At 60.3% G+C, this 22,461-nt stretch carries 19 protein-coding genes; 13 read left to right on the top strand and 6 right to left on the bottom strand.

Going from position 1 to position 22,461, the window contains the following annotated elements; all coding sequences use genetic code 11:
- Positions 1-3: 3 nt before the first annotated feature.
- The 4 genes from ABTV22_RS03015 to ABTV22_RS03000 form a co-directional block, all read right to left on the bottom strand.
- A complete protein-coding gene (locus ABTV22_RS03015; protein ID WP_433738500.1) occupies positions 4-801 on the bottom strand; it encodes a DUF4123 domain-containing protein in 798 nt (265 codons plus the stop codon).
- A complete protein-coding gene (locus ABTV22_RS03010) occupies positions 798-2,102 on the bottom strand; it encodes a type VI secretion system Vgr family protein (protein ID WP_433738499.1) in 1,305 nt (434 codons plus the stop codon). Before ABTV22_RS03010 ends, ABTV22_RS03015 begins: the two co-directional genes overlap by 4 nt.
- A 233-nt stretch (positions 2,103-2,335) precedes the next feature.
- A complete protein-coding gene (speA, locus tag ABTV22_RS03005) occupies positions 2,336-4,249 on the bottom strand; it encodes an arginine decarboxylase (protein ID WP_433738498.1) in 1,914 nt (637 codons plus the stop codon).
- A 219-nt stretch (positions 4,250-4,468) separates the two neighbouring features.
- The gene (locus ABTV22_RS03000) at positions 4,469-4,840 is read right to left on the bottom strand and encodes a translation initiation factor Sui1 (RefSeq protein ID WP_007991289.1); all 372 of its coding nucleotides are present in this window, start codon (positions 4,838-4,840) and stop codon (positions 4,469-4,471) included.
- A gap of 121 nt (positions 4,841-4,961) precedes the next feature.
- Between ABTV22_RS03000 and ABTV22_RS02995 the strand changes: the two genes are divergently transcribed.
- Positions 4,962-5,114 (top strand): hypothetical protein, encoded by a 153-nt coding sequence (locus ABTV22_RS02995; protein WP_433738497.1) that lies wholly within the window; start codon positions 4,962-4,964, stop codon positions 5,112-5,114.
- Positions 5,115-5,132: 18 nt separating this feature from the next.
- Here ABTV22_RS02995 and ABTV22_RS02990 read toward each other — a convergent pair whose 3' ends face one another.
- Both ABTV22_RS02990 and ABTV22_RS02985 read right to left on the bottom strand, forming a co-directional pair.
- Entirely contained in the window at positions 5,133-5,690 is a 558-nt protein-coding gene (locus ABTV22_RS02990; protein ID WP_433738496.1) for an NUDIX hydrolase, read from the bottom strand.
- A gap of 3 nt (positions 5,691-5,693) precedes the next feature.
- Positions 5,694-6,761 carry a DUF2333 family protein gene (locus tag ABTV22_RS02985; RefSeq protein ID WP_433738495.1) on the bottom strand — a complete coding sequence of 356 codons (1,068 nt, stop codon included), beginning with the start codon at positions 6,759-6,761 and terminating at the stop codon, positions 5,694-5,696.
- Positions 6,762-7,257: 496 nt separating this feature from the next.
- Between ABTV22_RS02985 and gcbA the strand changes: the two genes are divergently transcribed.
- The 12 genes from gcbA (at position 7,258) to purD (ending at position 22,389) form a co-directional block, all read left to right on the top strand.
- Positions 7,258-8,928 (top strand): diguanylate cyclase GcbA, encoded by a 1,671-nt coding sequence (gene gcbA, locus ABTV22_RS02980; protein WP_433738494.1) that lies wholly within the window; start codon positions 7,258-7,260, stop codon positions 8,926-8,928.
- A gap of 52 nt (positions 8,929-8,980) precedes the next feature.
- Complete coding sequence (locus ABTV22_RS02975; RefSeq protein WP_433738493.1) at positions 8,981-10,930, top strand: methyl-accepting chemotaxis protein; 1,950 nt, start codon at positions 8,981-8,983, stop codon at positions 10,928-10,930.
- A 167-nt stretch (positions 10,931-11,097) separates the two neighbouring features.
- Positions 11,098-12,846 carry a protein-disulfide reductase DsbD gene (locus tag ABTV22_RS02970; RefSeq protein ID WP_433738492.1) on the top strand — a complete coding sequence of 583 codons (1,749 nt, stop codon included), beginning with the start codon at positions 11,098-11,100 and terminating at the stop codon, positions 12,844-12,846.
- A 132-nt stretch (positions 12,847-12,978) separates the two neighbouring features.
- The gene (aroQ, locus tag ABTV22_RS02965; protein WP_175387639.1) at positions 12,979-13,434 is read left to right on the top strand and encodes a type II 3-dehydroquinate dehydratase; all 456 of its coding nucleotides are present in this window, start codon (positions 12,979-12,981) and stop codon (positions 13,432-13,434) included.
- Between the two features lie 24 nt (positions 13,435-13,458).
- Positions 13,459-13,923, top strand: a complete 465-nt coding sequence (gene accB, locus ABTV22_RS02960) for an acetyl-CoA carboxylase biotin carboxyl carrier protein (protein WP_433738491.1) — start codon at positions 13,459-13,461, stop codon at positions 13,921-13,923.
- Between the two features lie 17 nt (positions 13,924-13,940).
- Complete coding sequence (gene accC / locus ABTV22_RS02955; RefSeq protein WP_433738490.1) at positions 13,941-15,299, top strand: acetyl-CoA carboxylase biotin carboxylase subunit; 1,359 nt, start codon at positions 13,941-13,943, stop codon at positions 15,297-15,299.
- Positions 15,300-15,563: 264 nt separating this feature from the next.
- Positions 15,564-16,442: a 50S ribosomal protein L11 methyltransferase gene (prmA, locus tag ABTV22_RS02950; RefSeq protein ID WP_433738489.1), complete on the top strand. Its 879-nt coding sequence runs from the start codon at positions 15,564-15,566 to the stop codon at positions 16,440-16,442.
- Positions 16,443-16,472: 30 nt separating this feature from the next.
- Positions 16,473-17,744 carry a DUF3426 domain-containing protein gene (locus tag ABTV22_RS02945; RefSeq protein WP_433738488.1) on the top strand — a complete coding sequence of 424 codons (1,272 nt, stop codon included), beginning with the start codon at positions 16,473-16,475 and terminating at the stop codon, positions 17,742-17,744.
- A gap of 186 nt (positions 17,745-17,930) precedes the next feature.
- Entirely contained in the window at positions 17,931-18,941 is a 1,011-nt protein-coding gene (gene dusB, locus ABTV22_RS02940) for a tRNA dihydrouridine synthase DusB (RefSeq protein ID WP_433738487.1), read from the top strand.
- Complete coding sequence (gene fis, locus ABTV22_RS02935; protein WP_015093301.1) at positions 18,938-19,258, top strand: DNA-binding transcriptional regulator Fis; 321 nt, start codon at positions 18,938-18,940, stop codon at positions 19,256-19,258. The genes dusB and fis overlap by 4 nt, the downstream gene beginning before the upstream one ends.
- Before the next feature lie 82 nt (positions 19,259-19,340).
- Entirely contained in the window at positions 19,341-20,948 is a 1,608-nt protein-coding gene (gene purH / locus ABTV22_RS02930) for a bifunctional phosphoribosylaminoimidazolecarboxamide formyltransferase/IMP cyclohydrolase (protein ID WP_433738486.1), read from the top strand.
- Between the two features lie 145 nt (positions 20,949-21,093).
- A complete protein-coding gene (purD, locus tag ABTV22_RS02925) occupies positions 21,094-22,389 on the top strand; it encodes a phosphoribosylamine--glycine ligase (RefSeq protein ID WP_433738485.1) in 1,296 nt (431 codons plus the stop codon).
- Positions 22,390-22,461 lie beyond the last annotated feature (72 nt).

Here is a 22,461-nt window from a genome sequence, read left to right as displayed (position 1 = left end):
CACTCAAGGTCGATCATTCTGCCAATGGCTGCGCAGGCTATTTAGCCGAGCCTGTTGGGTTCGCCCGGATAAGGGTGATACGGGCACAGCGGTGGGATGTTGCAGGCGTAACCATAACCAGCCATCCAGTACCGGGCGTTCGCTGAAACCCAGCGCCAAGCCTTCCTGCAACCAGGTCCACAGGCAGGCGTAACTTGTCGTGGTGGATTGGCTCCAGTGCCAGGCGTACTGCTCCATCAGGCAGGTTTGCAGTTTTTCCAGCTGTCGCTGGCTGAGGCTTTCTTCGACGGCCAAAGGACTGACGGCCAGCCCCGGATTGAGCAATTTCTGCCACCCCTGACTGCCGAATGCCCGGTCGGCCCAAGTGCCACCAAACCAGCGCAACTGGCGGATGGGCCCCAGCCAGCGACTCAGCTCCCCCGCATCGCAGGCATCGAAGAAGTAACTGGCGGTGTACGGGCTGTAGTAACTGAGCAAGGCCCGGTGATGCAGGCCAAAACCGACGGTGAGCATGCGCCGCAAATGCGCCAGCAACGTCGACGCCGACGCCTCGCTGATTAACAGCAAGCCACGCCAGTGCTGTGGGTCGCGCTGGCACGCCTCGGCCAGCATCGGGCAAGTCCGTAAATTGATCAGCGCCGGGCCCTGCTCGTGCAACGCATGCCATTCGGTGCCCTCGAACAGCGAGAACTTTCGGGCCTGGGCGAACTGTTCATTTAATGTCACTCCCGCCTCGGGTGTGCCCGGCACATCCAGCAACAACCACTGCGGGAGCGTATTGGCCGTGTGCAAATCGATCATGCTGCACCGCTCTGGCCGAGCTGCATGGCCGCCCGACAGGTACAGAGCGCCTGGGCACAATGATTGAAGCTGCCGCCTCCGGGTAACAGGCATAACAGCAACAAGGGTTCCCCCGAATGCAACCACTCGTGCACGCCATCGGGCGGACATGGGTCGGTAATCACCGGGCCGGCCAGCTCTTGAACCGATTCAGGTAAATGCAGCACACCCGTGATCAACGGCTGATCAGGGTCGCCCTCAATAAAGCTCACCACGACCTCCGCACCTTCGTTTAACGGTGTGCCGCTCGCCGCTTGCAACGGCAGCCAACAGTGGCCGGGGGTCGCCCCCTCGCCCTGATAAGACCAGTCAAACTGCACGGCCACCGGTCGCAACGGATCCGGTTGAGGCTCTTCAACGTTCACCACCCATGCCCGCTGCAGGCTATGCATCCTGGGTATGAGTGCACGATGGTGTGATTCGAACATCGCGCCCCAGTGCAAGGCGCGTACCTGGTTGCTGTAAGGGGTGAGAGGGTCCTGGCTGCCCTGATGTTCGACATGGGTCAGCAGCCATCGCTGATTCCACTCGGTTACGGGGTGTTCAACCAGCGGCATCAATTGACCGCTGCGCAATGTCGCCAGATCCGTGTGGCCTTCAGCAATTGGTTGTGCGTTGCCGGCAGATTGCTGAACCTCGAAACGACGTACACCTGCCAGCTCACTCTCGCGCCGGAAGACCGCCGTATCGCCCACGCGAAAATGCCCCGGTCCGTCGGCGAACACGATGCAGTGCCCCTGCGAACGATGTTCAAAGTGATAGTGCAGCCGTTCCTGGGCACACAACCGCTGGAGAAATTGCAGGTCCGATTCACGGTACTGCGTGCAGAAATCCTGCAACGGATAATCACCGCCCAGTTCGAAGCGCCGGTCCTGGCCGACAATTCCATGCTCCCTGAGCACCTGATCGAGGATTTGCGGCACCGAACGGGCGCTGAAGATACGCTGGCTGAAACGCTGGGCCAGGCACGCCAGTTTCGGCCCCAGACGTACATGACAAAGTCTGACGGTCGAGCCATGGTCGCGCTGGACCAGTTCGTGCAATTGTCCATGGATGCTGTTTCCCGTCGGCCCGAAGTGCAAGGACGCCGGTCGGTACAACAGGCTGGCAAGGTCAAGTGTAGGGTCATCAATCAGCAGATCCACGTCGAACACAAAGGGTTCGCTGATCGCTTCTCTACCGGTAAAGGCCAGCACTTCGAAGGCCTCGGACAGTCCTGCGACGTCCAGACGAAACTCTGGTTCGTTAACTGAATCGAACATCGGCGATTCTCTACGGGAGGGGCGGCCGGGGATTCTCGCCGAGAGGCATGGCCGAGTAGAGAGGTGAAATACAACTTGGGAAATGACCTACGCGAAAAGAGGACCAATGACTTGAAAGGTTGAAAACCTAGGTCGTTTCGCAGGGAAAAAAGAGCGTTGTCGCACCAGGTCATCTGAAATTTCCGCAGCCTTGCGGAAAATTTTCAGACAACCTGATGTGAGCGGGGCTGATGTCAGGAAGACAGGTAAGACGAACGGGTCAAACCCAGGCGCAAAGCGTCGAGGAACTGGGTACGCTCGGTGGCGCTGATGCGGGCACTGGCGCACTTGTCGCGGTAGTGAGTCATCAGTTCTTCCGGCGACAAGTGCACGTAACGCAGCATGTCTTCGATGGTGTCGTGGGTTTCGATACCGGCGTGGTACACGCTGCCGTCGGCGTTCTGGTAGATGTTCACCGAGTCGGTGTCACCGAACAGGTTGTGCATGTCGCCAAGGATTTCCTGGTAGGCACCCACCAGGAACACACCCAATAAGTAGTCCTCGCCTTCGTTCAACGCGTGCACCGGCAGGCTGGTTTCGATGCTCTGCTCGTCGACGTACTGGTTGATCTTGCCGTCGGAGTCGCAGGTCAGGTCTTGCAGCACCGCACGACGCAGCGGCTCTTCGTCGAGACGATGCAACGGGATGATCGGCAGTACCTGATCGATAGCCCAGGTATCCGGCAGGCTCTGGAACACCGAGAAGTTGCAGATGTACTTGTCAGCCAGCTTGTCGTTGAGCTCGTCCAGCACCTGGCGGTGGGAACGCTGACGTGCCTTCAACGAGTTGTGCAGACGACGGCACACGGCGAAATAGCATTGCTCGGCCAGGGCTTTTTCGGCCAGGGTCATCTTGCCATCGGCGTACTGGGCGGCGACGTCGCTCATGTAGTGCGTGGCGCGCCAGTAGGTTTCGGTGACCATTTCAATGTCAGTCGGGCCCAACAGGTCCACCAGCCATTGCACGGTTTCCGGCAGCGCGTCCTTGTTCTCGATCTGTGGAACGTCGTCGTTGTGTTTCTCGACGTCGGTCACCTGGACCACCAGCATGGCGTGGTGAGCCGTCAGGGAACGACCGCTCTCGGAGAAGATGTTCGGGTGCGGCAGGCTCTGCGCGTCGCAGAACTCTTTGAGCATCCCGACCACAACGCCGGCGTAATCGTCCATGTCGTAGTTGATCGAGCTGGCGTTACGCGAGTGCGTACCGTCGTAGTCCACGCCCAGGCCGCCACCGACGTCGATGTGGTCCACCGGCAGACCGAGGTTGCGCAATTCGCCGTAGTAACGGATCGCTTCCTTGAAGCCGTGTTGGTAGTCCGCCAGGTTGGCGATCTGCGAGCCCATGTGGAAGTGCAGCAGGCGAATGCCTTGATCGAGGCCCGCGGCGCGGAAACGCTCAACCACCGACAGCAACTGCGCCGCCGACAGACCGAACTTGGATTTTTCGCCACCGGTGTCCGCCCACTTCGACGAGGCCAGGGACGACAGGCGTACGCGCAGGCCAACCTGTGGCTTGACCTTGAGCGAGGCAGCCTCTTCGATCACCAGACCGACTTCGGATTCCTTCTCGATCACGATGAACACGTTGTGGCCGAGCTTTTGGCCCATCAACGCCAGGCGAATGAACTCGCGGTCTTTGTAGCCGTTGCAGACGATGGTGCCGCCCTTCGGCGCCAATGCCAGCACTGCCAGCAATTCCGGCTTGGAGCCGGCTTCCAGACCGATGGAGACGTTCTGGGTCGCGATGATGTTTTCGATCACCGCTTCCTGCTGGTTCACCTTGATCGGATACAGCGCGGTGTATTTGCTCTGATATTCCAGACGCTCGATGTTGGCGTCGAACGCGCCCGTCAGCTGGCGCACGCGGTCCTGAAGGATATCCGGGAAACGCACCAGCAACGGCAAAGACAGGCCACTCTTGCGCAACTGATCGACTTGCTCGAACAGATCGATAGGCGGACTGCTCGGACCGTTCGGACGAACTTCGACGCGACCGGCGTCATTGATCGCGAAATACCCGGCCCCCCAATGGCGAATCCCGTAAACACTGCGGCTGTCCGCAACTGTCCATTGGCTGCCATCGTCTTTGCGTGTGCGTCGTACGGACATCGAAGTCCCCTATAAAGAAGTCATAGTGCGTCGCCTGGATTCAGGCCGGCGCAGTCTAAAGAATGAAAATGACGGTTCGTCAACGAGGGGGTAGACCTCGCCGACCGCAGTGAGTTTAGAAACCGGTCATGAACAGGCTCTGTGAAAACCATGGTGACGACGCCAGCCTTGAAGACATTCAAGACTGGATCAAGCCACAGGTGGTTTTCACAGAGGCTGCTAGCCGCCGGACTTCTTCGCTTTGAATCCGAGCTTGATCAGTTCTGCCAAGAGTAGCTCGACATGATCGCCCTGGATTTCGATGACGCCGTCTTTCAACGCCCCACCGGTACCACAACGTTTCTTCAACGTCGTGGCCAGTTCCTTGAGCGCATCTTCGGCCAACGGCACGCCGGTGATGGTCGTCACTGTCTTGCCGCCACGGCCCTTGCTTTCGCGACGCACGCGAGCAATGCCGTCGCCGGCCGGGATAACGGTCTGTTTGCAGATACAGGCATCCACCGGTTTACTGCATTCCGGGCAATGACGACCTGCGTCGGTGGAAAATACCAAGCCACCTAAGGCGGCGAAGGATGCGGCTTTTTTGGCCACCGGCAATCCTCTTGGGAGGACAAAGACTGGTCGCAGCACTTGGGCAAGGCTATCGACCGCGAAGCCCCACTCAGGCAGGGGCAGCGCTACTGAAACGGTTGGATCCCCTGTAGGAGCGAGCATGCTCGCGATGGACGTCAACGATGACGCGGGACATCAGGCGGCCCGTTTCATTCTTGCGTTTTTCGCGAGCATGCTCGCTCCTACAGAAACAGCAATACCGGTTCAGTTTGAAAAGGTCGCGCAGTGTAACGGCAAAAACGCCGATTGCTAAGAGCCAATCGGCGCCAATTTATAGCGCTTTTGCGACGTCTTGCCCGCGAGATCTCAGATAACGTTTCAATGCCGCCAAAGAGTCCGGGCAATAAGGCTTTTCCTCGATTTCCCGCAGCACGTCTTCGATCGGCAAAAAGCGCGCCTCCAGCACTTCTTCCGGTTGCAGGACCAACGGACCGTCCCACACCGCCGAGAACGCCGAACACCAGAGGCGATTGCCAGTGTCCTCGAAGAAGAAGTGGTCATGGGCGGTCAACTCCACACCGCTCACGCCCAGTTCTTCTTCCAGCTCCCGAGCCGCCGATTCGGCGTAGGTTTCGGTGGCGAGCACCATGCCGCCAGCCGCCACGTCCCAGTAACCGGGATAGATCGCCTTGCTCAAGGTCCGCCGATGCACGCACAGCTCGCCGGCGGAGTTGAACAACATAATGTAGGTGCCACGCCCGATCAGCCCCCGCTCGCGCAGGTCGGACCGGACCAGGGCGCCGAGCAGGTTGTCCTGCTCATCGACCCAGGCGATCTGCTCGGCATCGGACGCCGCGCGGTGGGCGGCTTCCCTGGCGTTATCGACCATGACTCAGCCCTGATTCAGCAATTGACGCAAATCGATCACCGCCGCGTTGGCCCGGGAAATGTAGTTGGCCATGACCAGCGAGTGGTTGGCCAGCACACCGAAGCCGCTGCCGTTGAGGATCATCGGACTCCACAGCGTTTCCTGCGACGCTTCCAGCTCACGAATGATCTGGCGAACGCTGACCGTGGCGTTCTTCTTGGCCAGCACATCGGCAAAGTCGACTTCGATGGCGCGCAGCAGATGCGACAAGGCCCAGGCCTGTCCGCGGGCTTCGTAAAACACGTTATCGATCTGCAGCCATGGGGTTTCGACGATTTCTTCGTCGACCTGCGGCGCCACGCCCGGCGCCACGACCTCGGTCTTCAGCGCAGTGTTGAGCTTGACCCGACCGACGCTGGCCGACAGCCGCTGCGACAACGACCCCAGGCGCGTCCCGACGTCACCCAGCCAGTTGTTCAGGTTGTCGGCGCGGGCATAGAACAGCGCGGTCTTTTGATTCGGATCGGACAGGCGCGCCTGATAACGACTCAGGGAATTGATGCCTTCCTGGTACTCGGACTCACTGGACGGCAGCACCCAGCTTTTATTGTCGAAGTTGAAACGCGGTTCGGCCTTGGCCAAGTCGGCATCTTCAGCGGATTGCGACTGCGAGCGCGCAAAGTCTTTGCGCAGCGCACGACTCAAATCGCGCACCTGCACCAGCACGCCGTATTCCCAGCTTGGCATGTTGTCCATCCACAGGCCTGGCGGGAAACGGTCGTTGGATATGTAGCCGCCCGGTTTGGTCAGCAACGTGCCGGCAACGGTCTTGAGGGTTTCCACGGTGGTATAACCGACCACCATCTGCTTGCCTTCCCGCTCTGCAGCCAATTGAGCCGTCTGCTGCACCGGAAACAGTGCCGGCTCGGCGCTCCAGTACCATCCCAAAACGCTCGCCACCAACAGGTAGAGGCCGATCAACGTGGCCAGCGCCCGGCTGAACAACAGGCCGCCCAGGTAACTGCGGGTAGCCGATTTCGGTTCAGCGGCACGTTCAGGCGCGCTACCGGCGCGGTTCTTCCAGTCCAGCATGGCGATTTCCTTTCAAGCTCTTGGGTTCATCGGTTCGACCACAACCATACAACAACGTGCCTCGGCCCGGCACCCGCCGTTGGGTTCAGGGTGAAAATTTGCCTTCCGGACATGAATAAAAATCTGGCTGGCCCCGCATGAAAAAAACCGAGGCAGCTCGTTACAAGCTGTTTTTGTCAGATTTTTTGAAAAGGCCTGCTAAGGGAATCCCTGAGCCCTTAAGCACGTCGACTCACACCAGTAAAGCGTAGAAAAGCGCTGACAGGCGAGGCTTTTGACGGTCACGTAGAAGGCTTCCCGACCTGCGAGTAAATCCTCAACCCCCCAACGCACAGGCCTTTTGAGAGAATAATCAGCCGTTTAGAGACCCATCAGTCACAAACTGAATGCATCCACATTGCAGATTATTAACGTACAACGCTCATGTAATGGAAAAGAGGTGCTAGCATAGAGCCACCACTCGACCTCAGCGTGCACCCTAACTAGTAGTCAGGATATGACCGAGCCAGAAGATCCCAGCCGCGAGCGCCTCAAGCACCACTTTGCCCAGCGGGTCATTCATCAGGCACGTCAGATACTTGAGATATGGCAGCGCCTGCAACGCAGCGAGTGGTCCACCAACGAATTGTCGGAGCTGAGCGAGGCCAATCTGCGCCTGATGCGGTTTGCCGAGCGCTTCGAACAACCGGAACACATTCAACTGGCACGTCATATCAGCCAGTCGCTGGAGGCGGTCGACGCCAACCGCGGACGCCTGAGCAGCGGGCTGATCACCGACCTCAATCGCTTGATGCAGCGCCTGTCGCGCACCGGTCTGCGCCATGGTGACCAGCTCGATCAAACGTTGCTGCCGCCCCTGCGCAAACCGATCTACGTCATGTTGCAGGATCACGACCGCGCCGAGCGCCTGGCCAAACAACTGGAGTTCTTCGGGCTCAGCGCCCAGTCACTGGACAGCGTGGCAGCGTTTCGCTCCTCCATGACCGAGCGTTTGCCCGCCGCCATCGTCATGGACGTGGACTTCAACGGCCCTGGTGTAGGCCTGAAACTGGCCGCCGAAGCCCAGGAAGGCCTCGATCAACGTTTGCCGCTGTTGTTCTTCAGCCTGCACGAAACCGACACCCCGACCCGCCTGGCCGCCGTGCGCGCCGGTGGGCAGGAGTTTCTGACCGGCACCCTCGAAGCCTCGAGCTTGCTGGAAAAAATCGAAGTCCTGACCTGCGTCGCCCAGTACGAACCTTATAAAGTGCTGATCATCGATGACTCTCGCGCCCAGGCCTTGCACACCGAGCGCCTGCTCAACAGTGCGGGGATCGTGACCCGGACGCTGATCGAGCCGATTCAAGCCATGGCGGAACTGGCGGACTTTCAACCGGACCTGATCATCCTCGACATGTACATGCCGGCCTGCACCGGCACGGAACTGGCCAAGGTGATTCGTCACAACGACCGCTATGTCAGTGTGCCGATCATTTACCTGTCGGCCGAAGATGACCTGGACAAGCAGCTCGACGCCATGAGCGAAGGCGGCGACGACTTCCTGACCAAACCGATCAAACCCCGGCACCTGATCACCACCGTGCGCAATCGAGCGGCGCGGGCGCGCAATCTGAAAGCACGGATGGTCCGAGACAGTCTCACCGGCTTGTACAACCACACCCACATCCTGCAGTTGCTCGAAGATTGCTCGTTCCGCGCCCGCCGCGAGAACAAGCCGCTGAGTTTTGCCATGCTCGACATTGACCATTTCAAACGGGTCAACGACAGCCACGGCCACCCCATGGGCGACCGGGTGATCAAGAGCCTGGCGCTGTTCCTCAAGCAGCGGTTGCGCAAGACCGATTTCATCGGTCGCTACGGTGGCGAAGAGTTCGCCATCGTCATGCCCGACACCGACCTCGAAGCGGCCTGGAATGTACTGGATGAAATCCGCCAGCGTTTTGCCGAAATCCACTACCCTGCCCAGCCGCAGGATCTGTGGTGCACCTTCAGCGCCGGGGTGGTCGAGTTGTGCGAAGACTCCGACGGCCTGCTGATGGCCAGCCAGGCAGACGAGGCGCTGTATCGAGCCAAAGGCGCAGGGCGCAATCGCGTTCAAGCCGCGAGGACGTCAAAGCAAAGTGCCACCTTTTCATCGCAATCGACCCATTCAGTCATAACCCTGTAACAGAAACGCAATAACTTCAGGCGCTTACCATTCTGCCGTTGGTAGTCCCCCGATGCGTCTGAAGCTGCTGACCAATCTCAACACCCTCCTTTTAGTCGCCGTGTGCGTGGCCCTTGGCGCCACACTATGGTGGTCGCAAAAAGCCCTTGAGCGCCCTTATCTATTAATGGAGCGCTATTTGGGTTTGTCTCAGCGATTTCAAAATGAAGTGGCGCGCAACATCGAGGACTACCTCGCCAGCGGCGATGCCCTGCGCTTGAGCAGTGCCAGCCAGGCCATCGACAACCTGCAAAAGTCACTCGACGACTTGCCACCGGCACTGGCTGAAACCTTGCGCCCCAGCCTGTCGAACCTTAACGAGTTCAGCAAAACCGACCTGCTGGCCGCCGGCAAACTCGCGGGCGACCCTCAGGCCCTGTTGCTGCAAGCCGAGCGCGAGCTGAGTGCCAGCCTCGATCAACTCAGCCAGTACGCCAACGGCAACGCGGCGTACCTGACACCGCTACTCGCCGCCGCCCAGCATCTAGGCAAACTGTCACTGGCCCGGGACAAACTGGTCAGCAGCGGTCGTAGTGAACTGGCCGCCGATGTCGAACGCGAAGTCGCCAACATCCGCGCCCAGGCTGGGCAACTGGACGCGCTCCCCCTGCTCGGTGTAACGGCCAGCAGCGAATCGAGCACCGACGACTTCGCCGCGATGATGGGCCTGGAAAACACCGAGAAAGCCGTGGCCGAAGATGCCGGTGTCGGTTTCAAGCGTGAACTGAACAGCTTGCTCTCCCGCTATCCGGCAGAACTGGCGCGCACCCGCGATCAGATCCAGAAGCGCGCTGAACTGAGCGCCGCGACCCACCTGAAAATCGCTGACGTGCAACAGGCCATTGCCGGTCTGGAACCCGTGGTACGCGCCCAGCACGGGCAGATCCAGGGAGAGGTTCGGCTGATGCAGTGCGTGATGATCGGCCTGATCCTGCTGATCGCCTTGCTCATAGATACCCTGCAACGGCGCCTGGCCCGCACGCTGACCAACCTCGCGCCGGCTCTCTCGACCTGGGCCGAGGGTGATTTCAGCCAGGACATCCAGCTGGGCAAGACCAACCGCGAATTGCATGACATTGAAGCGTCGCTCAATCGCTTGCGCGCTTACCTGGTGGACCTGGTAGGCACCATTCGCCTCAACGCCGAACAGGTCGCAGGCAGCAGCCGCACCCTGGCCGAACTCAGCAATGACCTGCACAGCGGCGCTGAGCATCAGGCCGGCGATACTGCGCTGATCCGCGATTCCCTCGGCGAGCTGGAAGCCACCATTCAGCAAGTTGCCGGCGATGCCAGCCAGGCCGCCGACGCCAGCCGCCATGCCGGGTTGGCGGTGGAGCACGGGCAAAAAGTCATCGGCCTGAGCCTGAACGGCCTGCATGCACTGGTGGGCGAGGTGCAAGGCAATGCGCAGATGATAGAGCACTTGGCTGAAGAATCCGCAACGATTGGCGGGGTATTGACGGTAATCCGTTCGATCGCCGACCAGACCAACCTGCTGGCGCTGAACGCAGCCATTGAAGCGGCACGAGCCGGGGAAATGGGCCGTGGTTTTGCCGTGGTGGCCGAAGAAGTCCGCTCGCTGGCGCAACGCACCGCCGGGGCCACGGCAGAGATTCAGACCTTGATCGCCGGCCTGCAAACCGCCGCACGGCAATCGGTCGAAGGCATGCGCGCCCAGGTCGAACATGCCGAAGCCACGGCTAACCAGGCCCAGGCTGCCGACGGCGCGCTGGATAAAATCGTCGGAGCGATCCAGACCATTTCCGACACTGCCGTACGCATCGCCGATGTCACCGCTCAGCAGAGTGGCGCGGTCAGCGAGATTCGCGATCACAGTGAGCGCATCCATCAATTGGGTGGGGATAACTTGCTGCGTATCGGCGAAGGCCGTGAACAAGGGGAGAATCTGCTGGTGCTGGGTGGACGCTTGCATACAGCCGTCCAGGCCTTCCGCGTTAAATAGGACACCCTAATCCCCGTAGGAGCGAGGCTTGCCCGCGAAAAACGATAACGCGATCTATCAGCAGGATCGCATCGCCTGGTTCGCGGGCAAGCCTCGCTCCTGCGGGTACTGCGCAATCCACAAGACTGTCCGCTATCATGCCCCCAACCCCGATACGCGAGACCGTCATGCGCCGTTTGCTCTGCCTGTTGCTTCTAGTGCTTGCCCTGCCAGCCGCCGCTACCGGCCTGCTGGAGAGCCGACCCAGTTCCACCCTGGGCTCGATCAACAACAGTGCCGACTTCCTGCCGGTGCGCGAAGCCTTCCAGTTGAGCCTGGTAGAAAGCACACCGCAATCGATCAAACTGCGCTTCGTCGCCACCGAAGGCTATTACCTCTACCGCCATCGCTTCCAGTTCCGCGCCGATCCGGCCGACGTCACCCTCGGCCAAGCGCAAATGCCCAAGGGCGAACAGAAACACGATGAGTACTTCGGTGATGTCGAGGTCTACCACGGCATTCTCGACGTCGTACTGCCACGCACCGATCAACGCGCTTTCACCTTGGCCGTGACCTATCAAGGGTGCGCCGACAAAGGCTTGTGTTATCCGCCAGAAACCGAACGCTTGAGCATCAATGGCAGCGGCGGCGATGCCGCGAGCACCCACCCCTGGGGTTGGCGCGAACTGGCATTGTTCTTCCTCGCCGGCCTTGGCCTGACCTTCACTCCGTGCGTGCTACCCATGTTGCCGATTCTTTCCGGCGTGGTGCTGCGCGGCCAGGTAGGTGGCTGGCGTGGTTTCAATCTGTCGCTGGCCTACGTCCTGCCAATGGCCGCCTGCTTTGCCCTGCTGGGTGCCCTGATGGGCCTGTTCGGCGCGCAGCTCAATCTGCAGGCGCGCCTGCAATCAGCCTGGGTGCTGATCCCGTTTGCACTTTTTTTTGCCGTGTTCGCCCTGGCGATGTTCGGTGTATTCGAACTCAAGTTGCCGCATGCGATCAGCAGTCGCCTTGACCGTATTGCCGGCCGCACCGAAGGCGGTTCGCTGTGGGGAGCGGCGGTGCTCGGCGTGGTATCGAGCCTGCTGGTTTCGCCTTGCGTTTCGGCGCCACTGGCCGGCGCACTGTTGTATATCAGTGCCAGCGGCGATGCGCTGGGCGGTGGTTTGAAACTGTTCATGCTCGGCCTCGGCATGGGCGCGCCATTGCTGCTGGTGGCCACTGGCGGTGCCGCCTGGTTGCCGAAAAGCGGCCCGTGGCTGATCTACGTGAAAAATGCCATCGGCGTGTTGCTGCTGGGGCTGGCAATCGGCTTGCTCAGCCGGGTTTTGCCGGGCCAGATCACGTTGTTGCTGATCGGCCTGCTGGCCGGTGGCGTCGGCTTATTCATGGGCGCGCTGGAATTCGTCTATAAACCGCCGAGAAAACGCCTGGGCCAATTGATTGGGCTGTTCCTGCTGTTTTATGCACTGGCCTGCTGGTATGGCGGATTCAGCGGCCAGAGCGACCCGTTCAATCCGATCGGCCAGTCGCGCACGGTTGTGGCCACCGAGCAAGCCCCTGACACCAGCGCCTGGCAAACTGTCAGTACTCCAGCAGACCTTGATCGCGCACTCGCCGAAGCCAGCTCGTCCGGCACCCCTCTGCTGCTCGACTGGTACGCCGACTGGTGCATCAGCTGCAAGGTCATCGAACATGAAGTGCTCAACGACGCCACCGTCATCGAACACCTCAAGGGTTATCGACTGGTTCGCTTCGACATCACCGCCAGCAATGCCAAACAGCGGGCATTGCTCGACCGCTACAAGCTGTTCGGTCCTCCGGCACTGATGTTTTTCGGCAAGGATGGGGTCGAACGCACCGATGTGCGTGTAATCGGCGAGATCAATGCCAGGGACTTCGCCGAACGAATCGCCAAGGCAAATGACCGGATTTAATCAAGCGGTCATATATTTTGCGCAAACATCGGTCATCGTGCAGGCTATTGCAGAGAACTGGACAGTCACAAAGGCTTTGCGGCATAGTCGCCGGGTTCTGACAATTGCTCACCGATAACAAGGGAACAGCCGATGGCGACGCTACTGGTTCTGCACGGACCCAACCTGAACATGCTTGGCACCCGTGAACCGGGCACCTACGGCGCCACGACACTGGCGCAGATCAACCAGGACCTGGAACGCCGCGCCCGTGAAGCCGGCCACCATTTGCTGCACCTGCAAAGCAATGCCGAGTATGAATTGATCGACCGTATCCACGCCGCTCGCAGCGAAGGCGTGGACTTCATTTTGATCAATCCGGCAGCTTTTACGCATACAAGTGTCGCATTACGTGACGCGTTGCTGGCGGTGAGCATCCCATTCATCGAAGTGCATTTGTCCAACGTGCACAAACGCGAACCTTTCCGCCATCACTCTTACTTCTCCGACGTAGCGGTGGGAGTGATCTGCGGCCTTGGCGCCAGCGGTTACCGACTGGCCCTGGAGGCCGCACTAGAGCAGCTTGAACAACAAGCTAAACGCCCCTGACCGACCCTTGGGAGTTGATGATTCATGGATATCCGTAAAGTTAAGAAACTGATCGAATTGCTGGAAGAGTCCGGCATCGACGAGCTCGAGATCAAGGAAGGCGAAGAGTCCGTACGCATCAGCCGTCATAGCAAGACCCCGGCTCAGCAGTACTACGCGCCGGCTCCAATGCCTGCTCCGGCTGCCGCGCCAGCCGCTGCCGCCGCTCCGGCTGCCGCTGCCGCCCCTGCAGCTGCGGCCGCACCCGCGCTGAACGGCACCGTTGCCCGTTCGCCGATGGTCGGTACTTTCTATCGCAAATCTTCGCCAACCTCGCCAGCCTTCGTTGAAGTCGGCCAGACCGTGAAGAAAGGCGACACCCTGTGCATCGTTGAAGCGATGAAGATGATGAACCACATCGAAGCTGAAACCAGCGGTGTGATCGAATCCATCCTCGTCGAAGACGGCCAGCCGGTTGAGTACGACCAACCGCTGTTCACCATCGTTTGAACCGCGGAGAGCCTTTGATGACTGCGAAGTTGGAAAAAGTTCTGATCGCTAACCGCGGTGAGATCGCCCTGCGGATTCTGCGTGCCTGCAAAGAGATGGGCATCAAGACCGTCGCCGTTTACTCCAAGGCCGACAAAGAGCTGATGCACTTGGGCCTGGCAGACGAATCCGTCTGCATTGGTCCGGCTTCCGCCGCGCAATCCTACCTGCACATCCCGGCCATCATCGCCGCGGCCGAAGTGACCGGCGCCACCGCCATTCACCCTGGCTACGGTTTCCTCGCGGAAAACGCCGACTTCGCCGAACAGGTCGAGAACTCCGGCTTCGCCTTCATCGGCCCGAAAGCTGAAACCATCCGCCTGATGGGCGACAAGGTTTCGGCCAAGCACGCGATGATCGCCGCTGGCGTACCGACGGTTCCAGGTTCCGACGGCCCGCTGCCGGAAGACGAAGAAACCGCTCTGCGCATCGGTCGCGAAGTGGGTTACCCGGTGATCATCAAGGCCGCTGGCGGCGGCGGTGGTCGCGGCATGCGCGTAGTGCATAAAGAAGAAGACCTGATTGACTCGGCAAAACTGACCCGCTCCGAAGCGGGCGCAGCGTTCGGCAACCCGATGGTCTATCTGGAAAAATTCCTGACTAACCCACGTCACGTGGAAGTCCAGGTTCTTTCCGATGGCCAGGGCAACGCCGTACACCTGGGCGACCGCGACTGCTCGCTGCAGCGTCGTCACCAGAAAGTTCTCGAAGAAGCGCCAGCACCGGGCATTGACGAGAAGGCTCGCCAGGAAGTTCTCGCCCGCTGCGTCAAAGCGTGCATCGACATCGGTTACCGTGGCGCAGGCACTTTCGAGTTCCTGTACGAAAACGGTCGCTTCTACTTCATCGAGATGAACACTCGTGTCCAGGTAGAGCACCCGGTTTCGGAAATGGTCACCGGCATCGACATCGTCAAGGAGATGCTCAGCATCGCCGCCGGCAACAAGCTGTCGTTCACCCAGGATGACGTCGTCATCCGCGGTCACGCACTGGAATGCCGGATCAACGCCGAAGACCCGAAAACCTTCATGCCGAGCCCAGGCACGGTCAAGCATTTCCACGCCCCAGGCGGCAACGGCGTTCGCGTCGACTCGCACCTGTACAGTGGCTATGCCGTTCCGCCGAACTACGATTCGTTGATCGGCAAGCTGATCACCTACGGCGCAACCCGTGACGAAGCCATGGCGCGCATGCGCAATGCGCTGGACGAAATCGTGGTCGACGGGATCAAGACCAACATCCCGCTGCACCGCGACCTCACCCGCGATGAAGGCTTCTGCAAAGGGGGCGTGAACATTCACTACCTCGAGCACAAGCTGGCTGGCGAGAAGCACTAAGCTTCGACCGGCACATGACAAGGCCGCCTTCGGGCGGCTTTGTTGTTTCTGCCCCCCCGCACCCTGTAGGAGCAAAGCTTGCTCGCGATTGCGTATCGTCATACACATCTATGCTGAATGTACCCGAGTCATCGCGAGCAAGCTTTGCTCCTACAAAGAGCACGCAGGCGTCGCCCTTGTCGTCTTCTTACGCGCGCTCGCGTAAACTTGCCTGCTTCTCGCAGCCCGCTAGGCTGCAATCAATATTTTTCAAAGGTGCCCGCCATGCCTTGGCTGCAAGTCCGTCTCGCCATCAGCCCAGAACAAGCCGAAACCTACGAAGACGCTTTCCTTGAAGTGGGCGCCGTGTCGGTGACCTTCATGGACGCCGAAGACCAGCCGATCTTCGAGCCGGAACTCAATACCACCCCGCTGTGGTCGCATACCCACCTGCTGGCCCTGTTCGAAGGAGGTACCGAGCCCGGCCCGGTACTGGCCCATCTGGAATTGCTGACCGGCAGCCCACTGCCCGAACATCACAGCGAAGTGATCGAAGATCAGGATTGGGAACGCAGCTGGATGGACGGTTTCCAGCCGATGCGTTTCGGTCAGCGCCTGTGGATCGTGCCGAGCTGGCACGCAGCTCCCGAGCCTGATGCTGTGAACCTGTTGCTCGATCCGGGCCTGGCGTTCGGTACCGGCACCCACCCGACCACCGCCCTGTGCCTGGAATGGCTCGACGGCCAGGACCTCAAAGACTGTAACGTCCTCGACTTCGGCTGCGGCTCGGGCATCCTCGCGATTGCCGCCCTGCTGCTCGGCGCCAAGCACGCGGTCGGTACCGATATCGACGTGCAGGCGCTGGAAGCCTCCCGCGACAATGCTGGGCGCAACAACATCGCAGAAGAGCTGTTCCCGCTGTACCTGCCGGAAGACATGCCACAGGTTCAGGCCGACGTACTGGTGGCCAACATCCTTGCCGGCCCACTGGTCTCCCTGGCGCCGCAACTGTCCGGCCTGGTCAAGTCCGGCGGTCGCCTCGCTCTGTCGGGCATCCTCGCCGAGCAAGGCGAAGAAGTTGCCGCCGCCTACGCCAAGGACTTCGATCTGGATCCGATCGCCAATCGCGATGGCTGGGTGCGCATTACCGGCCGTCGGCGCTAGAATGAACGCCTGCCTACACCGGATCGCCGCATGACCGACAGCTTCGTCACCCAATGTCCGCATTGCCAAACCAGCTTCCGCGTCAGCCACGCTCAGTTGAGCGTGGCCCGCGGCGTCGTTCGCTGTGGTTCATGCCTGCAGGTGTTCAACGCTGCCAAGCAATTGCTTGAGCAGGCTGGCAAAGAGCCCGTCGCGCCTGTTGCCCCGGCAATCGTCGAACCGCCAACCCCCGTGGAACCGCGAGCCATCAGCCAAAAGCAATGGACTGCCACCGAACTGGATCTGGACAGTCTCGATCTGGATGAAGAGCTCGCCCGGCTCGAACAGCGGGAAATTCAGCCGATCACCGAGTTCGGCCGGCACCGGGAAGATAGCCTCAGCGCACGCCGCGATAGCGCCGAGAATGACGAAGAGCCCTGGACGCCCGACAGCCTGTTCAGCGAATCGGCGGCAGACCGAGCAGCGGCCAATGAACTTGACGACCTCGATACGCTCGACGCTCTCGAAGCGATGGAAACGACGGAACCCGTGAGCGAACCGGGCAGCCTGCTCTCGCGCACCGAACCCTCGCTTTCGCTGGAGCCGGTGGACCTGGACGACGAACCGCAGCCACCACAACTTCGCCTGCATGATCCGCTGGACACGCCCCTTCATCACGAACGCCTGTCAGCCACAGCCCCCGAGGAAACCGATCACGACCTGCCCGCGATCGAGCCGTTGCGCAAACGGCGCGAACGCAGCGAACCAGGCGTACGCGCCGAGGTACTGCAGGACCTGACCGATGACCCGCTGCAACTGGACTGGCAAAAGCGCCGTTCGCCCTGGGGCCGCCGGTTCTTCTGGCTGTTGTTGATCCTGCTCGGAGCAGGCGCACTCATCGGCCAGTATGTCGCCTACCACTTTGACGAATTGGCCCGACAGGACCAATACCGCCCATGGTTCCAGCAACTGTGCCCGCAAATCGGTTGCACGGTGCCCTCCAAGGTCGATATCGCGAAAATCAAGAGCAGCAACCTGGTGGTCCGCAGCCACCCGGAATTCAGCGGCGCACTGGTGGTCGATGCGATCATCTATAACCGCGCGCCCTTCTCCCAACCTTTCCCGTTGCTGGAGCTGCGTTTTGCCGATCTCAACGGCCACCTGATCGCCAGCCGTCGTTTCAAGCCTGGCGAATACCTCAAGGGCGACCTCGAAGGCATGGTGGAAATGCCTCCGCAAACACCGATCCACATCGCGCTGGACATTCTCGATCCTGGCGCCAAAGCGGTGAACTACAGCCTGAGCTTCCACTCTCCCGAGTGAAACGATTCACCGATCGCCGATTGACGACAGCCCCTCTGACTTCACCCGCCCAGGCCAAACCGCTGGCGATAACAGCATAACTGTTCAGATTTTGTTCAATTCAGCCTTTATCCAGTCATCGAGAGCGGGTATCATGCCAACCCTTTTTCGAACTCTCATGATCCGGCCCCACAACAGGGAAGTCCTATGTCGGCGGTACGCATCGGTCCATACACATTACATAACGGCTTGATTCTCGCTCCCATGGCGGGCGTCACCGACCAACCCTTTCGTCAGCTGTGCAAACGATTGGGCGCAGGACTAGTAGTCTCTGAAATGGTCACCAGCGACATGAGCTTGTGGAACACCCGCAAGTCGCGGATGCGCATGATCCACGAAGGCGATCCCGAGCCACGCTCGGTACAGATTGCCGGTGGCGACGCGCAGATGCTGGCGGATGCGGCCCGGGCCAACGTTGAACTGGGCGCGCAGATTATCGATATCAACATGGGCTGTCCGGCGAAGAAAGTCTGCAACAAGGCTGCCGGGTCCGCACTGTTGAAGGATGAAGCACTGGTAACCGAGATCCTGCACGCCGTCGTGGCGGCAGTCGATGTGCCGGTTACCCTGAAAATCCGTACCGGCTGGGACCGGGACAACAAGAATGGCCTGACGGTGGCGAAGATCGCCGAACAGGCAGGTATCACGGCGCTGGCGGTCCATGGCCGCACCCGTGCAGACCTGTACACCGGGGAAGCCGAGTACGACACCATCGCCGCGATCAAGCAGGCGGTGTCGATGCCGGTCTTCGCCAATGGCGATATCGATTCGCCAGAGAAGGCCCGATACGTGCTCGACGCGACCGGTGCCGATGGCCTGTTGATTGGCCGGGCTGCCCAGGGGCGGCCATGGATTTTTCGTGAGATCGACCATTTCCTGCGTACCGGCGAGAAGCTCCCGGCGCTGGAACTGATCGAAGTGGAACGCATTCTGCTAGAGCATCTGGCTGCGCTGCACGCCTTCTATGGAGACGTGATGGGCGTACGCATTGCTCGAAAGCATGTGGGCTGGTATCTCGCAACCTTGCCGGGCGCCAGGGAGTTTCGCGCCCACTTCAATCGTTTGGAAGATACGGAAGCACAATGCGCCAACGTTCAGGGCTTCTTCGCTGAACGTTACAAGAGCCTGACAGGGGACGGAGAGGGGGTGGCCGCATGACGATGATGACCGAGACTTTAGTGAGTGGAACGACACCCGTGAGCGACAACGTGAATTTGAAACAGCACCTCAATACCCCAAGCGAAGAAGGCCAGACCCTTCGCGGGAGTGTCGAGAAAGCGCTGCACAATTATTTCGCCCACCTTGAGGGCGCTGCCGTCACGGATGTGTACAACCTGGTGCTCTCCGAAGTCGAGGCCCCCCTGCTCGAGTGCGTGATGAACTACGTCAAGGGCAACCAGACCAAGGCCAGCGAGATGCTCGGACTGAACCGAGGCACGCTGCGCAAGAAACTCAAGCAGTACGATTTGCTGTAAGCATTCAATCAAACCAGAAAGGCGCCCGCGTAAAACCGGTCGCCTTTTTTGCTGACTCCTTTGCTTTGTGATGGAAATTGAGATGACCGACCAGACTACCCGCCTGCCGATCCGCCGCGCCTTGATCAGTGTTTCCGACAAGACCGGGATCCTCGAATTCGCCAAAGAGCTTGAAGCCCTGGGCGTCGAGATTCTCTCCACCGGCGGGACGTTCAAGCTGCTGCAGGACAACGGCGTTGCCGCAGTGGAAGTCGCCGATTACACCGGCTTCGCGGAAATGATGGACGGTCGGGTGAAAACCCTGCACCCGAAAATCCACGGCGGGATCCTGGGTCGTCGCGGTATCGACGACGCCATCATGAACGAGCACGGCATCAAGCCGATCGACCTGGTCGCGGTCAACCTCTACCCGTTCGAAGCCACCATCAGCAAGCCAGGCTGCGACCTGCCGACCGCCATCGAGAACATCGACATCGGCGGCCCGACCATGGTCCGTTCCGCCGCCAAGAACCACAAAGACGTGGCCATCGTGGTCAATGCCAGCGACTACGCCAACGTCCTGGAAAACCTCAAGGCCGGCGGCCTGACCTACGCTCAGCGTTTCGACCTGATGCTCAAGGCGTTCGAACACACTGCAGCCTACGACGGCATGATCGCCAACTACATGGGCACCGTGAACCAGGCCGCTGACATCCTCAGCACAGAAGGTCGCAGCGAATTCCCGCGCACCTTCAACAGCCAGTTCATCAAGGCCCAGGAAATGCGCTACGGCGAGAACCCGCACCAGAGCGCGGCGTTTTACGTGGAAGCCAAACCTGCCGAAGTCGGCATCGCCACCGCGACCCAACTGCAAGGCAAAGAGCTGTCTTTCAACAACGTGGCCGACACCGACGCTGCGCTGGAATGCGTCAAGAGCTTCGTCAAGCCGGCCTGCGTCATCGTCAAGCACGCCAACCCGTGCGGCGTGGCCGTCAGCCCTGATGCCGAAGGTGGCATCCGCAAGGCCTACGACCTGGCCTACGCCACCGACACCGAATCGGCGTTCGGCGGCATCATCGCTTTCAACCGCGAACTGGACGCTGAAACCGCCAAAGCGATCGTCGAGCGCCAGTTCGTTGAAGTGATCATCGCCCCAAGCGTCAGCGAAGAAGCCCGTGCCATCGTCGCGGCAAAAGCCAACGTGCGCCTGCTGGCCTGCGGCGAATGGTCGGCCGATCGTGCCGCTGCCTGGGACTACAAACGCGTCAACGGTGGCCTGCTGGTACAGAGCCGCGATATCGGCATGATCGGTGCCGATGACCTGAAAGTCGTGACCAAACGCGCACCGACCGAGCAGGAAATCAACGACCTGATCTTCGCCTGGAAAGTGGCCAAGTACGTGAAGTCCAACGCCATCGTCTACGCCAAAAACCGTCAGACCATCGGTGTCGGCGCTGGCCAGATGAGCCGCGTAAACTCCGCCCGCATCGCTGCCATCAAGGCAGAACATGCCGGCCTGCAAGTAGCCGGTTCGGTGATGGCATCCGACGCTTTCTTCCCGTTCCGCGACGGTCTGGACAATGCGGCCAAGGCCGGCATCACCGCGGTGATCCAGCCAGGCGGTTCGATGCGCGACAACGAAGTGATCGCCGCCGCTGATGAAGCCGGCATCGCCATGGTGTTCACCGGCATGCGCCACTTCCGTCACTGATAAACGCACCCACTGTAGGAGCCGGCTTGCTGGCGATAGCGGTCCAGCCGGTAAATTGCAGCGACTCGATCGCCAGCAAGCCGGCTCCTACAGTCAGCATCCATCAGGATGCTTCCCAGAATTAGCGTCATCCGAGGTTTTTGAAATGAATGTTTTGATCATTGGCAGCGGTGGCCGTGAACACGCCCTGGCCTGGAAAGTGGCTCAGGATCCGCGTGTGCAGAAAGTTTTCGTGGCGCCAGGCAACGCAGGTACCGCCATTGAAGCAAAATGCGAAAACGTTGCCATCGACGTCCTGGCCCTGGAACAGTTGGCCGACTTCGCCGAGAAAAACGTTTCCCTGACCATCGTCGGTCCGGAAGTGCCGCTGGTCGCTGGCGTCGTTGACCTGTTCCGCTCCCGTGGCCTGGATTGCTTCGGTCCGACCGCTGGCGCTGCACAGCTGGAAGGCTCGAAAGCGTTCACCAAGGACTTCCTGGCTCGCCACAAGATCCCGACTGCCGACTACCAGAACTTCACAGAGATCGAGCCGGCCCTGGCCTACCTGCGTGAAAAAGGCGCCCCGATCGTGATCAAGGCCGATGGCCTGGCCGCCGGTAAAGGTGTGATCGTCGCCATGACCCTGGCCGAAGCCGAGGACGCCGTGCGCGACATGCTGGCGGGCAATGCATTCGGCGATGCCGGTTCGCGCGTAGTGATCGAAGAGTTCCTGGACGGCGAAGAAGCCAGCTTCATCGTCATGGTCGACGGCAAGAACGTCCTGCCGATGGCCACCAGCCAGGACCATAAACGCGTCGGCGATGGTGATACCGGCCCTAACACCGGCGGCATGGGTGCCTACTCCCCTGCACCGGTGGTCACCAGTGAAGTGCACACGCGTGTCATGGACCAGGTGATCTGGCCGACGGTTCGCGGCATGGCTGAAGAAGGCAACGTCTACACTGGCTTCCTGTACGCAGGCCTGATGATCGACAAGGCTGGTAACCCAAAAGTTATCGAATTCAACTGCCGTTTCGGCGACCCTGAGACCCAACCTGTCATGCTGCGTTTGCAGTCGAGCCTGGTACTGCTGGTCGAAGCGGCCCTGGCACAGGCCTTGGACAAGGTTGAGGCGCAATGGGATCCACGTCCGAGCGTCGGTGTCGTACTGGCCGCGGGCGGCTATCCTGGTGACTACGCCAAAGGCGCGGCCATCAAGGGCCTGGATGCAGCAGCGGCACTGGAAGGCAAAGTGTTCCATGCCGGGACCGCGCTCAAGGACGGTCAAGTTGTGACGGCCGGTGGACGGGTGCTTTGCGCCACCGCCATGGGCGCCAGCGTCGATGCCGCTCAACAGCAGGCATACAAACTGGCGGCCAGCATTGATTGGGAAGGCAGTTTCTATCGCAAGGACATTGGCTACCGTGCCATTGCCCGCGAGCGTGGCGAAAATCAGGAATAAGCTACCCATTCGGCCGGGCAAGGGCCTTGGGCCCTTGCCTGACTATTCCGGCGCCGCGCATAGTTATATTCT

The organism is Pseudomonas putida (genome assembly GCF_050990305.1).
Lineage (GTDB): Bacteria > Pseudomonadota > Gammaproteobacteria > Pseudomonadales > Pseudomonadaceae > Aquipseudomonas > Aquipseudomonas putida_AH.
Note: the sequence above shows the minus strand (reverse complement) of the source record. Positions and strands in the feature narration are given on the sequence as shown.

Excerpts from the sequence above, each read along its gene's own strand:
- gcbA (WP_433738494.1), top strand. The coding sequence starts at position 7,258 with ATGACCGAGCCAGAAGATCCCAGCCGCGAGCGCCTCAAGCACCACTTT.
- prmA (WP_433738489.1), top strand. The coding sequence starts at position 15,564 with ATGCCTTGGCTGCAAGTCCGTCTCGCCATCAGCCCAGAACAAGCCGAA.
- speA (WP_433738498.1), bottom strand. The coding sequence starts at position 4,249 with ATGTCCGTACGACGCACACGCAAAGACGATGGCAGCCAATGGACAGTT.
- purH (WP_433738486.1), top strand. The coding sequence starts at position 19,341 with ATGACCGACCAGACTACCCGCCTGCCGATCCGCCGCGCCTTGATCAGT.
- purD (WP_433738485.1), top strand. The coding sequence starts at position 21,094 with ATGAATGTTTTGATCATTGGCAGCGGTGGCCGTGAACACGCCCTGGCC.
- aroQ (WP_175387639.1), top strand. The coding sequence starts at position 12,979 with ATGGCGACGCTACTGGTTCTGCACGGACCCAACCTGAACATGCTTGGC.
- accC (WP_433738490.1), top strand. The coding sequence starts at position 13,941 with ATGACTGCGAAGTTGGAAAAAGTTCTGATCGCTAACCGCGGTGAGATC.
- dusB (WP_433738487.1), top strand. The coding sequence starts at position 17,931 with ATGTCGGCGGTACGCATCGGTCCATACACATTACATAACGGCTTGATT.
- ABTV22_RS02970 (WP_433738492.1), top strand. The coding sequence starts at position 11,098 with ATGCGCCGTTTGCTCTGCCTGTTGCTTCTAGTGCTTGCCCTGCCAGCC.
- ABTV22_RS03015 (WP_433738500.1), bottom strand. The coding sequence starts at position 801 with ATGATCGATTTGCACACGGCCAATACGCTCCCGCAGTGGTTGTTGCTG.
- fis (WP_015093301.1), top strand. The coding sequence starts at position 18,938 with ATGACGATGATGACCGAGACTTTAGTGAGTGGAACGACACCCGTGAGC.
- ABTV22_RS02995 (WP_433738497.1), top strand. The coding sequence starts at position 4,962 with ATGCTCGCGATGGACGTCAACGATGACGCGGGACATCAGGCGGCCCGT.
- ABTV22_RS02945 (WP_433738488.1), top strand. The coding sequence starts at position 16,473 with ATGACCGACAGCTTCGTCACCCAATGTCCGCATTGCCAAACCAGCTTC.
- ABTV22_RS02990 (WP_433738496.1), bottom strand. The coding sequence starts at position 5,690 with ATGGTCGATAACGCCAGGGAAGCCGCCCACCGCGCGGCGTCCGATGCC.
- ABTV22_RS03010 (WP_433738499.1), bottom strand. The coding sequence starts at position 2,102 with ATGTTCGATTCAGTTAACGAACCAGAGTTTCGTCTGGACGTCGCAGGA.
- accB (WP_433738491.1), top strand. The coding sequence starts at position 13,459 with ATGGATATCCGTAAAGTTAAGAAACTGATCGAATTGCTGGAAGAGTCC.
- ABTV22_RS02975 (WP_433738493.1), top strand. The coding sequence starts at position 8,981 with ATGCGTCTGAAGCTGCTGACCAATCTCAACACCCTCCTTTTAGTCGCC.
- ABTV22_RS02985 (WP_433738495.1), bottom strand. The coding sequence starts at position 6,761 with ATGCTGGACTGGAAGAACCGCGCCGGTAGCGCGCCTGAACGTGCCGCT.